The 14,036-nt window shown below is 70.8% G+C and carries 9 protein-coding genes; 6 read left to right on the top strand and 3 right to left on the bottom strand.

Features of this window, described 5'->3' with window-relative positions; genetic code table 11:
• Positions 1–17: 17 nt before the first annotated feature.
• Positions 18–731 carry a Crp/Fnr family transcriptional regulator gene (locus IE302_RS31865; protein ID WP_191258134.1) on the bottom strand — a complete coding sequence of 238 codons (714 nt, stop codon included), beginning with the start codon at positions 729–731 and terminating at the stop codon, positions 18–20.
• A gap of 226 nt (positions 732–957) precedes the next feature.
• Between IE302_RS31865 and IE302_RS31860 the strand changes: the two genes are divergently transcribed.
• The 5 genes from IE302_RS31860 (at position 958) to IE302_RS31840 (ending at position 6,177) form a co-directional block, all read left to right on the top strand.
• Positions 958–1,350 (top strand): hypothetical protein, encoded by a 393-nt coding sequence (locus IE302_RS31860; RefSeq protein ID WP_229908054.1) that lies wholly within the window; start codon positions 958–960, stop codon positions 1,348–1,350.
• Between the two features lie 262 nt (positions 1,351–1,612).
• Positions 1,613–4,144, top strand: coding sequence for a phosphocholine-specific phospholipase C (locus IE302_RS31855; protein ID WP_191258132.1), 2,532 nt, complete (start codon positions 1,613–1,615; stop codon positions 4,142–4,144).
• A gap of 160 nt (positions 4,145–4,304) precedes the next feature.
• Positions 4,305–5,006 carry a DUF4232 domain-containing protein gene (locus tag IE302_RS31850; RefSeq protein WP_191258131.1) on the top strand — a complete coding sequence of 234 codons (702 nt, stop codon included), beginning with the start codon at positions 4,305–4,307 and terminating at the stop codon, positions 5,004–5,006.
• 68 nt (positions 5,007–5,074) lie between these two features.
• On the top strand, positions 5,075–5,803 hold the full coding sequence (locus tag IE302_RS31845; RefSeq protein ID WP_191258130.1) for a hypothetical protein: 729 nt from the start codon (positions 5,075–5,077) through the stop codon (positions 5,801–5,803).
• Positions 5,803–6,177: a GntR family transcriptional regulator gene (locus IE302_RS31840; protein WP_191258129.1), complete on the top strand. Its 375-nt coding sequence runs from the start codon at positions 5,803–5,805 to the stop codon at positions 6,175–6,177. Before IE302_RS31845 ends, IE302_RS31840 begins: the two co-directional genes overlap by 1 nt.
• Here IE302_RS31840 and IE302_RS31835 read toward each other — a convergent pair.
• Positions 6,166–6,672, bottom strand: coding sequence for a MarR family winged helix-turn-helix transcriptional regulator (locus tag IE302_RS31835; RefSeq protein ID WP_191258128.1), 507 nt, complete (start codon positions 6,670–6,672; stop codon positions 6,166–6,168). The genes IE302_RS31840 and IE302_RS31835 overlap by 12 nt on opposite strands.
• Before the next feature lie 95 nt (positions 6,673–6,767).
• On the opposite strand from IE302_RS31835, the gene IE302_RS31830 reads away from it, so the two are divergent.
• Complete coding sequence (locus tag IE302_RS31830; protein ID WP_191258127.1) at positions 6,768–7,676, top strand: EamA family transporter; 909 nt, start codon at positions 6,768–6,770, stop codon at positions 7,674–7,676.
• On the opposite strand, the gene IE302_RS31825 is transcribed toward IE302_RS31830, so the two are convergent.
• Positions 7,639–13,965, bottom strand: coding sequence for a type I polyketide synthase (locus IE302_RS31825; protein WP_191258126.1), 6,327 nt, complete (start codon positions 13,963–13,965; stop codon positions 7,639–7,641). The two genes, IE302_RS31830 and IE302_RS31825, sit on opposite strands and share 38 nt — an antisense overlap.
• Positions 13,966–14,036: the final 71 nt, after the last annotated feature.

Below are 14,036 nucleotides of genomic sequence, written 5' to 3'. Positions count from 1 at the left end.
CGACATTCGGTGTTCGATCAGGCCTTGTCTTCCGGCGGGGGCCTCCCGGCGGCCAATTCCCGCAATGCGCGAGGGCGGGTGATCGTGACGCGCTGGCGTGCGGTGCGCACCACGCCGAGCCGCCGGAGCTCTTCGAGACCGCGGATCAAGGTGCTGCGCGAGACCCGGGCGAAACTCGCCAATTCCCCTTGGTTGAACCGGAGATCGACCTGTTTCCCGTCCGTCCAGTCGAGGGCGTGCTGTAGGGCCAGTTCCACGAGGACCGCGGCGAGCCGTTGCGGGAAATCCGGTCCGCCGGACTCGAGGCGCAGCCGATCCGACTGTTGCAGCCTGATCGCCGCGGTACGGAAGATCTCCTCGGCGATGCGTGGCCTGTCGCGCAGCACGCCCAGGAATTTCTCCCGCGGCACGACGAGGGTGTGCACCTCGTCGATCGCCGACATCGTGGCGGACCGGGGGAGTCCGCTGATCGGGGCCAGTTCGCCGACGATCTCCGCGGGGCCGCGGGCGGCGAGCGGGGCGTCCTCACCGCGGTAGTTGGTCGCGCTGATCTTCACCCAGCCGTGCAGGACGACGAACATGCTGGTGGGCGGGCTGCCCTGGAGGGCGAGGATCTGGCCGGGCTGCCATACCTTCACGTGTCCCGCGCTCCGGAGAGCGGACTGTTCCTCGGGAGTCAGCCGATGCCAGGTTCCGCGGTCCCCGTACTCACCCGTGGCGGAACCGGTCATCCTGGCCCTCCGGTGCCCCGGGAGCCGATCCGGCGCCGGGTTCCTTTTCGGCGCTGTGTTCCATATGACGCATCAGCCACTCCCCCGACTCGTCAGCATGGTCAGTGGGCAGAACGACCCGGAAAGTTTCGAACCGCAACCGGTAATTGTGCCAGGCGAGAGGTCACTTCACCAGGCCTCGGGCCGGCGACGGGGGAGGGGTGTCATGCGCAGTGCGGAGAGTGTCATGAGACGGCCGAAGGATCACCGCCACGTGATCGCCGAGGCGAATCCCCGCACGCCCAAGGCGTTCGGGCGAAGACCGGCTTCCTTCGCGCCACACCCGCCGCTGATGTCCGGCGGCTGGTATCAGAGCACCGACCACGAGGTTCTCGGCCCGGGGCGGTATCCGGTTCCCCGCCCGCCCGCCAAGTCGGTGAAGACGGCCTTGCTGTGGGCTCTCTTCCTGGGGCCCTTGGGGCTTTGTTACGCGTCGCCGGTCGGCGGGCTGATCGCGACGGCGGTCGCGGTCACGGCGATCACCTTCGGCGGCGCCGCGGTGCTGATCGTGCTCTGGCCGGTCGTCATGGTGCTCGCGCTGGCCGCTTCGTTCGGGAGGTCCGGCAACGGGGACGAATGACGTCCGGCCGGTGCGGGCCGGGTGGACCGGGGTGGGGGACGCTCAAGGGGGGCGGCCCCCACCTCGGTTTTTCCGGCACAGCCCTTGAGTAGGGAACACCCACGACCATCCGAAAGTCGCGACCTGTTGCTCCGATCATGCAGCCCGACGGCGGAACCCTTGAACCGAGCAGGCACCTATGTTTCTATCTGCTCGCAGATCGCATCAAAGGTGCAGTTTCGATCACATTCGAACGGGTTCAACGCAATTTCTGGAGGGCTCTGTGCGCCGTCGCACCCTGCTGAAGGCCGCTGGCGCGGCTTCCGCTTTCACCTTGCTCCCGGAGAGCGTCCGGCAGGCGCTCGCCGCCGAAGCGCCGACGGGCGGACTCGACGTCATCGAGCACGTCGTGGTCTTCATGCAGGAGAACAGGTCGTTCGACCACTATCTCGGGACACTGCGCGGCGTACGCGGTTTCAATGATCCGGCCGCGATCAGGCTTCCTTCGGGGGCGTCGGTGTTCCAGCAGCCCGACGGCGCGGGCACCTTGCTTCCCTACGCGATCGACGACCAGTTCATGGCCGACGTCGACCACAGCTGGTCCGGCGGGCACCGCGCGTGGAACAAGGGCCGTCACGACGCGTGGCGCGCGGCCAAGGGTGTTCGTTCGCTGACCTACCACACTCGTTCGGCCTTGCGGTTCTATCACGAGCTGGCCGACGCGTTCACCGTCTGCGACGCCTACCACTGCTCGGAAATGGGGCCCACCAACCCGAACCGGTTGTACCTGTTCACCGGCAAACTCGGCTTCGAGCCGGATGGCAAGACCCGCGCCATCGGCAACGACGCCTGGCAGAACCCCGGGCACACCGGCTACACCTGGAAGACCTACGCCGAACGCCTCCAGGCCGCCGGCCGCAGCTGGCGGGTCTATCAGGAATGGGACAATTACGGCGACAATTCGCTCGACTACTTCAGCAGTTTCCTCGCCGTCGGCACCAAGGCGCTGTCGAAGGTGAAGGACTCCGCGGGCAAGGCCTTCCCGAAGCTGGAGTACTTCTACTACGCCTTGGATTCGGCCTCGGCCGCCGAACGCACCCGCCTGCTCGACGGGCTGGCGGCGGGGGTGGCGACCCTGAACGCGACCGAGCGGGCCCTGTACGACCGCGGTCTGGCCAGGGTCGCGCCGAAGCAGTTGCTGAGCGCCTTCAAGTCCGACGTCGACGCGGGCGAACTCCCGTCGGTGTCCTGGATCGTCGCGCCGGAGTCGCAGACCGAGCATCCCGCCTGGGGGCCCAACACCGGCGCCGATCTGGTCAAGTCGATCCTCGACACGATCGCGTCCAAACCCGGGGTCTGGGACAAGACGCTGTTCCTGCTGACCTACGACGAGGACGGCGGTTTCTTCGACCACATGCCGCCGCCGGCGCCGCCCGCTTCCGACGACGAGGGCAAGAGTTCGGCCGCCACGACCGACGAATTCGTCTCCGCCGAGCCGATCGGGCTGGGCGTACGGGTGCCGATGTTCGTCATCTCGCCGTGGAGCCGGGGTGGCAAGGTGTGTTCGGAGGTCTTCGACCACACCTCCGTGCTGCGCTTCCTGGAACGGTGGAGCGGCGTCGCCGAACCGAACATTTCGCCGTGGCGGCGCACGGTCTGCGGGGATCTGACGTCGGCGCTGGACACCACGGCGCCGAGTGCCAGCTATCCGGCGCTGACCAAACCGGTGCCGACGAGCGGGCCGTGGAACACCGAGCCGCAGCCGCCTTCCGTGCAGAAGCCGCCCGTTTCGGAGGCCGAAGTCCGGACGGCGCGGCCGTTGCCATATCAGCTGACGGCGTCGGGACGGGTGACGGCGGAGCGGTTCTGGATCGACTTCGGCAACACCGGAGCCGCGGGCGCGCACTTCTACGTCTATGCCAACGCGCACCGGACCGACGGGCCGTGGCGCTACACCGTGGGCGCCGGGGCCACGCTGTCGGACTACTGGCAGGTGGGTTCCCCGGACGGGGCGTACGACCTCACCACGCACGGCCCCAACGGTTTCCTGCGGCGGTTCGCGGGCAACCGGATCACCGCGACCACGGCGGGCAAGCCGAATCCGGAAGTCGTGCTGCGGCCGGGATCCGGTGTCGTGTACCTGAAGATGACCAACGCCGGAGCCGCTTGTGAGCTGACGGTGCGCACCGGAAACCGGGGCGGCGGGCCGTGGACGTACACGGTCGGCTCCGGCGCGCCGGTCGAGGACTGGTTCAGCGTCGAAGGCGGAATGGGCGGCTGGTACGACCTGACGGTCCAGGGGCCGGACGGCTTCGTTCGTCGCTTCGCGGGTCACGTCGAGACAGGCGCCGAGACCATCAGCGACCCGGTCATGGGCTCCGGGCCGCTCGCCGCCACCGTCCGCTCGGCCGACAGTCAGGAGACCACCGGTGAATCCGGCGCCGCGACGAACGCCGTCGACGGCGATCCCGCCACCCATTGGCACAGCAAGTGGTCCGGCGGGGAAGACCCGCTGCCCCACGAACTCCAGCTCGATCTGGGTGCCGCGCGCACCGTCACCGGGCTGGACTACCTGCCGCGCCAGGACGGTTCCGACCATGGTCGCGTCGGCGGTTACGAGGTCTACTTGAGCGCTGACGGTGTGGCCTGGGGGAGCCCTGTCGCCGCGGGTACTTTCGCCGATGACGCCGCCCGGAAGACGCTCCGGTTCTGGCCCGCCCGGGCCCGCTATGTGCGGTTCCGCGCGCTCACCGAGGCGGGCGGGCGCGGGCCGTGGACGTCGGCGGCGGAGGTCACCCCGCTCGGCTGGGCGTGACCGAACGGGCAGAGTTCACCGTCCTAACGGGAAAGATGCGTCACGGCCGTCGAGGTTGCTTTTGTGAGAGCAGCGTCATCGTGACGCATCTTTCCCGCCCCGCTGGGCATCCTGCTTGGTGACTGATCCACAGCGAGCAGGGCCGAACGGGGAGAAGACGATGAGCCACCGATCCATTCGAACGAACGCCACGCGGGTCGCCAAGGTGATCGCCGCCTGCGCCGGTGTGCTCGCCGTCGTCGCCTGCAACAACTCCGGTACCCCTTCGGCCGCGCAGCCGCCGTCTGCCCCGGCGGGTGGTGGCGGGGTCGAGACGTCCGCCGCGCCCACCGCCACCTCCGCGGCCACCGGCACTCCCGCGCCGCAGGGCGGGCAAACGGGAACACCGAAACCGTCCGCTCCCGGGAAACCCGCCGGGTCGGGCAACAATCCCCGTTGCGCCACAACGGATCTTTCGCTGGCGCTCGGCTCTCCGAAGCCGTCCCCGAACTCGCCGACGCAGCTCGACGTTCCGCTGACCTACAAGAACAAGTCGTCCAGGACGTGTGCGCTGTACGGCGTTCCCGGCGCGGACCTGAACGGCCCCGCCGACCCGAACGGCCCGGTCTACCACCTGACCAGGGTGGACAACGGCGTGAAGTACAACGACGTTCCCGCGGGGTCCACCGCGACCGCGACCATCACCGTCCTGAAGCCCGCGGCGGGTGAGCCCACGTGGACGCCGACGCAGGTCACGACCATCCCGCCGGGGCAGACCCAGGCGCTCACCGCGACGTGGCCGTCGGACCTGCCCGTGCTGCGCCAGGACGCCGCCACGCACCCCGGGACCTACGTCAACGGGATCCTGTCCGACCCCGCTTGACCCACCGTTCACCGTGCCGGCCTTCGCGCAGTCTTGTACCGTGTACTTGATACAAGAGGAGGCTGATCGTGCCGTTCGACAACATCGTGGCCGTCGCCCTGTTCATGGGTCTGTTCGGTCTGCTGATCTTGATCGCGCTGTGGCCGGGTGACAAGCAGGGGAAGAAAGTGCTGCGACGCTGGGGCGTCGACGATCCCTCGCCGTCGGACCTCGCCGAAGCCGTGCGTTATCTGCGTCGCCGCCGGTTCTGGTATCCGTGGCTGTACCTCGGGTTGCCGCTGCTGGCCGACGCCGCCGGGGTGCGCGGCGACAGCACCTCGTCCATCCTGGCCACCCTGCTCGTCGGCGCGCTGATCGCCGAGGTGCTGGCCCAGCGCCCCCGGAAGGGCGCCCGACGCGAGGCGACGCTGGATCGCCGCGGGGTGCGCGAGCTCATTCCGGTCTGGGGCCTGGTCACCTACGCGGTGATCGCCGTGGCCGCGGCGGCGTGGATCGCGGTCAACCAGTGGTGGGCGCAGCTCGGGGTCGCCGCGGGTGTCTCGGCGGTGACCTGGCTGGTCATCCTGCTCGCCGTCCGTCGTCCGTCCACAGGAGACAGTGTGGCCGATGCCGCGTTGCGGGTCCGGAGCGCCCGGGTCGCGGCCGGGCTGGGGCTGGCCGCCATGGTGACGCTTTCGATCCCGGAGGTGCTGAACCTGGTGTCCTTGATCCTGGTCGTCGCCGGATTCGCCGGCTGGTACCACCTCGCCCACCGCTCGCGCGCGGAAGCCGCCCGATCGCGTGCCGAAGCGGTCTGATGCCGCTGAAGGTCGTCGTCGACACGGATCTCGGGATCGCGCCGTGGCGGCAGGTCCGGGACCAGCTCGTCCATTTGATCACCACCGGCGCGCTGGCGCCGGGCACCCGGCTGCCGCCCATCCGGCAGCTCGCCAGGGATCTGGCGCTGGCTTCGGGCACGGTGGCGCGGGCTTACCGTGAGCTGGAAGAGAACGGCTGGGTGCAGACCGCGCGCGCCAGGGGCACGGTCGTCGCCGAAGCCGCCGATCGTCCGGAAAAGGCCGCCCTGCTGCGAGCCGCGGCGGACGACTACGCGCGTGCCGTTCGTGAGCTCGGCGTCGACCCGGGTGACGCGCTGACCGCCGCTGCCGCCGCGCTGGAGTCACTCCAATGACGTGTCGCCGAAGTGTTCGAGCAGCAGCCGCAGGCCGCCGACCAGTTCGGCCCACTGCTCGGGCTTGAGTTCCGGCAGGAGCCGGGCCTCGTTCTCCAAGTGGAGCACGAAGACCTCGTCGACGACCTGCCGTCCCTTGGCGGTCAGCCGGATCTTGATCGAGCGGCGGTCGTCGCCGTCGCGCACCCGCTCGACCAGGCCCTTGGTCTCCATGCGGTCGATGCGGTTCGTGATCGCGCCCGAGGTGACCATCGCGGCCTTGAGCAGCGCGCCCGGCGTCAGGCCGCCGGCTTCCCCGGACCGGCGGAGCGTGGTGAGCACGTCGAACTCCCACGATTCCAGGTCGTGCTCGGCGTTGAACTCCTTGAGCTTCCGGTCGAGGATCCGGGACAGCCGCTGGACGCGCCCGATCACTTCGGCGGGCCAGAGCTTGTCTTCGAGGTCCGGCCGCTCGTGTCGCCAAAGCCCGATCACCGCGTCCACCGCGTCGGCCATGACCCACCTCCCACTCATCTCAACATTAAGAGACTTGACATTGACAGAACTCGCTGGTGATATCTCAATGTTGAGATTATCAGTGAGGAGACATCATGGCGATCATCGCCGAACGGCCTGTCCTGACCGAGCCCACGGCCGCGAAACCGACACTCCGTGACGCCGGGCTCGCCGCGCTGGCACCCGCCAGCTGGGGCACCGTCTACGTCGTCACCGCGACCCTGCTTCCCCCGGACCGGCCGCTCCTGGCCGCCGTGCTGCGGGCGCTCCCGGCCGGGTTGCTCCTGCTCGCGCTGACCCGGCGCCTCCCGCACGGGTCCTGGTGGTGGAAGACGGCGGTGCTCGGAATGCTCAACTTCGGCGCCTTCCTGCCGCTGATCTTCCTCGCCGCGTACCGCCTTCCCGGCGGTGTGGCCGCCACCCTCGGCGCCCTGCAACCCCTGATGGTGGCCGGGCTCGCGCTGGTCGTCCTTCGCGTCCGGACACCGGCGGTGACCGTGCTCGCGGCGATCGTGGGTGCCGGTGGTGTCGCCCTGCTGACCCTTTCGTCGGAAGCCCGGCTCGACCCGCTCGGCCTGGCCGCGATGCTCGGCGCCGTCGCGCTCGTGGCCGTGGCCATCGTCCTCACCAAGAAATGGGGCCGTCCGGAGCATCCGCTGGCGATGACCGGCTGGCAGCTCACCCTGGGCGGGCTCGTCCTCGCTCCGGCGACCCTCCTCTTCGAAGGCCTCCCCGGCGCGCTGACGACCGCGAACCTGATCGGCTACGGCTACATCGGCATCGTCACCACCGCGCTGGCCTACCCGCTGTGGTTCCGCGGCATCGACCGGCTCGCCCCGACGTCGCTCTCGCTGCTGACGCTGACCAACCCGCTGGTCGCCACGGCGGCGGGTTTCCTGGTTCTCGGCCAGACCCTCACCGGCTGGCAGCTCGCCGGATTCGCCATCGCCCTCACCGCGTTGACCCTCAGCCAGACGCTCGCAGGTGCTCGGCGAGCTCGATGACGGTCGGGTGGTCGAACAGGACGCGGGCGGGGACCTCCACGCCGGTCAGCTCCCGGAGCCGGGTGCGCAGGTCGATGACGGCCAGCGAATCGAGCCCGAGGTCGGTGAACGGTTTGTCCTCGGGGATCGTGCCCGGGTCCTGGTGGCCGAGGACCTCGGCGAGTTCGACGCGGAGCAGGTCTCGCAGTTCCCGCTCCGAGGGATGGTCCGGCCAGCGCCGATCCGGTGACGGCGCCGGTCTCGGCGCGGCGCGGCCGAGTCCGCCGGCGATCGGGGGCAGGCCGGCGGCGGTGGGGTCGAGCCGGGCGGCGATCAGGACCGGTTCGGCATGGCCGAGCGCGGCGTCGAACAGGGCCATTCCCTGCTCCAGGGTCAGCTCGGCCACCCCGGAGGACTGGATGCGATGCCTCGCCGCGTCGGGAATGTGCGCGCCCAGCCCGACTTCCAGGTCCCAGAGGCCCCAGGCGATCGACGTCGCGGGCAGGCCCTCGGCCCGCCGCCGGACGGCCAGCGCGTCGAGAACGCGGTTCGCCGCCGCGTAGTTCGCCTGTCCGGCATTGCCGAAAGTGCCCGCCAGCGAGGAAAAGAGCACGAACGCCGACAGTGGAAGACGCCGCGTGGCCTCGTGCAGGATCCGGGCGGCGTCGGCCTTCGGGTGGAAGACGGTCTCGAACCCCGCGGGTGTCTGCGCGGTGAAAGCGGCATCGGCGACGACGGCGGCGGAGTGCACGACGGCGGTCAGCGGTGGGTCGCAGGAGTCGACCAGCCGCCGGACGAAAGCGGGATCGGCGATGTCGCCGCCGACGATCCGCACTTCGGCGGGGAGCCGCCGGAGCTCCTCCGCGCCGGGCGCGTCCGGGCCTCGCCTGCTGACCAGCAGCAGCTGCCGGACACCGTGCGCGGACACGAGATGCCGGGTCAGCGCCGCGCCGAGACCTCCGGTGCCCCCGGTGATCAGCACGGTCCCCGCCGGATCGATCGGCCGGGCGGACGCGGGCGCGGTCCGGGCGATCCGCAGCGCGTGCGGCACGCCGTCCCGGATCGCGAGCTGGGGTTCGGGGTTGCCGCCGACGAGTTCGCGCACTTTCTCCAGCGGCAGTTCGGTGCCTGCCACGGTGATCAGGCCGCGGTATTCGGTCGAGGCCGCGGCCCCGAGCCCGAACACGGCGGCCGCCGCGGGATCGGCGGGGTCGCCGGTGACGACGACGGTGCGTTCCCCGCGCGGAAGCGTGTCCTGCAACGCCGTGAGCACGGTTCGGACGTCTTCGCCGCGCGCGTCGATGATCCGGACGTCGTCGGCGCCCGAGGCGGGCACGGGGATCCAATGCGGGCGGTAGAGCATCGTGCTCCCGGCGGGCAGCGGCCGGGTGAGCAGGGATTCCACTACCGCGACAGGCATTCCGTCGGCGTCGAAGAGTTCGACGCGGACTTCGCCGGGACCTGACCGTACACAATGGACTCGTGCCCGGCGCGGGGCCGCGGTGAACACGTGGACGCCGGTCCACAGGAACGGCACCCGCACCTCGGAGTCCGGCGGTCCGGCCAGCGCCAAGGTGTGCACCGCCGCGTCCAGCAGCACGGGATGCAAGTCGAAACGGCCGTCGACACCTTCGGGGAGCGTGACGTCGGCGAACAGTTCGTCGCCGTCCTGCCACAAACCCGTCACCGCGCGGAAAGCGGGACCGTAGTCGAGGGCGGCGTAGGCCCGCTCCAGCTCGATCGGCTCGGTCGCGGGAGGAGGCCACTCGCCTTTCCATGGCTGAGCGAAGACGTCGGACGGCGCCAGGCGACCCGTGGCGTGGCGGATCCAGGAGCCGGAATCCTGGGCGTAGATGTCGATCCGGGAGCCGTCCACGACCACTTGCAGCGCGACGTCCTCGGCCCGGCCGAGCCGGAGCGGTGCCTCGATCGTCAGCTCGGCCACGCCGGTTTTGCCCGCGTGCAAGGCCAGTTCGACGAAAGCCGTCGCGGGGAACAGTGTCGTGCCGCCGACCACGTGATCGGCGAGCCAGCCGTGCGTGCGCACGCCCGCCGAGCCACCGTGCACGATCCTGGGCGAGCCGGGGGCGACCAGCGCCGGGCCGAGCATCGCGTGCCCGCTGTCCGCCGGACTCCGGCGTGGTTGCGGGTCGAGCCAGAAACGCTCGCGCTGGAAGGGATAAGTCGGCAGGGGGACCCGGCGTGCGCCGCTGCCGTCGAACACCGATCGCCACGACACGGGCACACCCGTGGTGTGCAGTTCGCCCACCGCTTCCAGCACGCCATGACTGGTGTCCATAGTGGACACTGTGGGCAGCATCGCTCCCGCGGCCCTGCTCAGGACGGCCGACGGCCCGATCTCCAGGCAGATATCGGTTCCTTCGGCGGCCACGGTGTTGAGCGCGTCGGCGAACCGGACCGTGTCCCTGGCTTGCCGCACCCAGTACTCGGGGCCGAGGCCGGTGATCGCGCGGCCTGTCAGACCGGAGATCAGGGTGAGTTCCGGGTCGCGATGGGGCAGCCGGGCGGCCACCTCGCGGAGCGCGGGCAGCATCGGGTCGATCAGCGGCGAATGGAACGCGTGACTGACGCGCAGCCGCGTGGAACCCGGCCACTGGGCCGCGACGGCCTCCGTCACGCTCTCGGATCCGGACAGGACAAGGGATCGGGGGCCGTTGACCGCGGCGATCGCCACCTGGTCGGCGAATTCCCCCACCAGCGGCGCGACCTCGCTTTCGGCCGCCCGGACCGCGATCATGACGCCTCCCGGGGGCAAAGCCGCCATCAGCCGTCCGCGCGCGGACACCAGGGCACCGGCGTCTTCGAGGGAGAGGATCCCGGCGACGTGCGCGGCGGCGATCTCCCCGATCGAGTGCCCGGCGACGGCGGCGGGCCGGACGCCCCAGGATTCGAGCAGCCGGTACAGGGCGACCTCGAAGGCGAACAACGCGGCTTGCGCGTGATCGGTCCGGTCGAGCAGTTCGCCGCCGTCGAAGGCGACGTCACGGACCTGACCGCCGACGGCTTCACAGGCCGCGTCGAACGCCTTGCGGAACAAGGGGAAGGTGTCCGACAGTTCCTTCCCCATGCCCGCCTGCTGCGCGCCCTGTCCGCTGAACAGGAACGCCGCGGTCGCCGGTCCGCGCACGATCCGGCCGCGGCGTTCACCCGTGCCGAGCGCGCGCAGGGCGGCGAGATCGCCGGACGAGACCATCGCGCGATGCTCCAGTGGAGCGCGGGTGGTGAGCGTGAACGCGACATCGTCTTCGTCGCGGCCACCCGCGGTCGCCAGCAGCCGGGAGGCGACCGCCCGCAGCGCGTCGTCGCTCGCGGCGCTCAGCACCCACGGCGCCTTGGGTGAAGTCCGGCGTCCGGCGTCGACCTGAATCGGCGCTTCCGAGACGAGCACGTGCGCGTTGGTACCGCCGATCCCGAACGCGGAAATCCCTGCGTGGCGGGGTTTCGCTGAAGCAGGCCATTCGCGGGCTTCGGCCAGCAGGGCCACCTCGCCCGCCGACCAGTCGACGCGCGGACTCGGATCGCCCGCGTGCAGCGACGGCGGCAAGTGCCCGTGCCGCAACGCCTCCACCATCTTGATCACCCCGGCCACGCCCGCCGCGGCCTGGGTGTGCCCGATGTTGGACTTCACGGATCCGAGCCACAGCGGCCGGTCCCGCCCGGCGCCGTACGCGGCGATCAGCGCCTCCGCCTCGATCGGATCGCCGATCGGGGTGGCCGTGCCGTGCCCTTCCACGACGTCGACGTCCGGCGCGGCCAGGCCGGCGTCGGCCAGCGCGGACCGGATCACCGCGCGCTGGGCGCGTCCGCTCGGCGCCGTGATCCCGTTCGACGCCCCGTCGGAGTTGACGGCCGAACCGCTCACCAGCGCCAGCACCGGATGCCCGTTCCGGCGGGCGTCCGACAGCCGCTCCAGCAGCACGACACCCGCGCCCTCGGCCCAGGCCGTGCCGTTCGCGCCCGCCGCGTAGGAACGGCATCGCCCGTCCGGGGAAAGGCCGCGCTGGCGGCTGAATTCGAGGAAGGTGCGCGGCGACGACATCACCGTCGCGCCACCGGCCACGGCGAGCGAACACTCCCCGGCCCGCAGCGCGCGCACGGCCCAGTGCAGGGCCACCAGCGACGAGGAGCACGCCGTGTCGACCGTGACCGCCGGGCCGTTCAGGCCGAAGGTGTAGGAAATCCTGCCGGACGCGAGCGCGTGCGAAGACCCGATGCCCAGCCGTCCTTCCAGCTGATGCCCTTGCAGGCGGCTCGCGTAGTCCTCGTTCATCACCCCGACGAACACGCCGGTGTCGCTGCCCCGCAGCGCGGCGGTGTCGAGACCGGCGCGTTCGAACAGCTCCCACGACGTCTCCAGCAGCAGCCGCTGCTGAGGATCGGTCGACAGCGCCTCGCGCGGCGACATGCCGAACAGCGTGGGGTCGAAATCCGCGGCGTCGTAGACGAAACCGCCACGGCGGGTGGTGGAACCGCCGATCCGGGTGGGATCCGGGTCGTACCGCACGGTCAGGTCCCAGCCCCGGTCGGCCGGGAAGTCGCCGGTGGCGTCGACACCGGCGGCGACCAGGTTCCACAGATCCTCGGGCGAGGTCACCCCGCCGGGGAACCGGCACGCCGTGGCGACGATGGCGATCGGGTCATCGCCGCGCGCGGGCGCGGATTCCGTCGTGACGGGCCTGCCGCGCCCGGACTGCAGCCGCTTCAGTTCGCCGATGACCGCCGCCGGGGTCGGGAAGTCGTAGACGAGTGACTGGGGGAGCTCGCGGCCGGTCGCCTCGGCCAGCCGGTGCCGCAGGTGCACGCCGCGCAGCGACGTCAGGCCCAGTTCGGCGAACGGCCGGTCGCGCCACCGTTCCCCGGGGTCCCCCTCGCCCAGTTCGGCGATCGCCTCGCGCACCAGCGTTTCCACGTCGCCGGGCCGGGGGACCCGCAATTCCCGCCGCAGCGCCTTTCCCGACGGCGTCCGGGGAAGCCGCTCGACCAGGTGAAAGGCCACCGGAACCTTGTAGGAGGAGAGCCGCCGCCGGCACCGGCGGCGTACTTCGTCGAGGTCCGGCTCGTCGGAGACGAGGAACGCCACCGGAACCGCGCCGAGGACCTCGTCGGGTCTTCCCGCCACGAGGACGTCCCGCACCGCCGGGAGTTCGGCGATGACCGCCTCGATCTCCGTCGGATGCACGTTCTGGCCGCCGCACACGATGACGTCGTCGGCCCGCCCGTCGAGCGTGAGCCGTCCGCCGTCGAGACGGCCCATGTCGCCGGTCCGGTACCAGCCGTCCACGCCCTCGACGTTCGGCGCCACGCCGGGACCGCGCACCTCGATCTGCCCGTCGGCGATCCGGATCTCCATGCCCGGTACCGGGATCAGGCCCTCGCCGTCGGTGAGCTGGACGGCGATCTTGCCGCCCGTCTCCGTGCTGCCGTAGCCGTCGAGGACCGGGACGCCGAACAGGTCCCGGACCGCGGCGCGTGCCGACGGGGTGCAGGGCGCGCCTCCGGACAGGCACAGCCGCGGCGCGGGGAGCCCGCCGCGCACCTCCTGCCGCAGATTCAGGAAGGTCGCCGGCACTCCGGCGAGGACTCCGCCCGGATGCGCGATGAGCGCTCCCCGCAGGTCGTGGCCGACGATCCTCGTGTGCGTGCCCAGCGCGATCGTCCCGGCGAAGGCCAGCGACAACGCGTACGCGTGGTGCAGCGGAAGCGGCCAGAGCAGCGTGTCGGTGCCGGAGATCCCGTACATCGGGCCGTAGCAGGCGGCCGACGACCAGAGGATCGCGCGCTGCGTCGTCAGGACACTCTTGGGGCGGCCGGTCGTGCCGGAGGTGTACAGCAGCCAGGCGGGCTCGTCGAGACCGAGATCGTCGCGCGGTTCGCCACGGGCGGGCATCGGCTCGTCCTCGACGAACACCACCCGCAACCGTGGCCGCTCCGCCTGGATTTCGCGTACCACTTCCGCGTGCCGGGCCTCCGTGATCAGCAGACCGGCGCCGGAGTCGTCCGCGATCCGCGTCAGCTCGGCCGCCGTCGACCGCGCGCTCACCGGAACCCCGACCCCGCCCGCGCGCAGGACCGCGAGACAGTACTCGGCGAATTCGACGCGGGCGCCTAGATGGACCAGGACCCGGTCGCCCCGCGCGATTCCGAGTCCCGTGGCCAACCGGCCGCTCGAGTCCAGCAATTCCCCGAATGTCAGGGTCCGGCGTTCGTCGGTGAATGCCGACCGGTCACTCGGCAGTTCCCGCAATAAAGTCACCAACGGCCGCAGCGGGCCGCCGCGAATCTCGGTCATTACACGAAGGTATAACCGGGTTGCTCCACGCTGGTACAAATGGACACGGCCGAAAACGCAGCGAAGTCTTT

Origin of the sequence: Amycolatopsis oliviviridis (assembly GCF_014654365.1) — a bacterium.
In the GTDB taxonomy this organism is placed as follows: domain Bacteria; phylum Actinomycetota; class Actinomycetes; order Mycobacteriales; family Pseudonocardiaceae; genus Amycolatopsis; species Amycolatopsis oliviviridis.
Note: the sequence above shows the minus strand (reverse complement) of the source record. Positions and strands in the feature narration are given on the sequence as shown.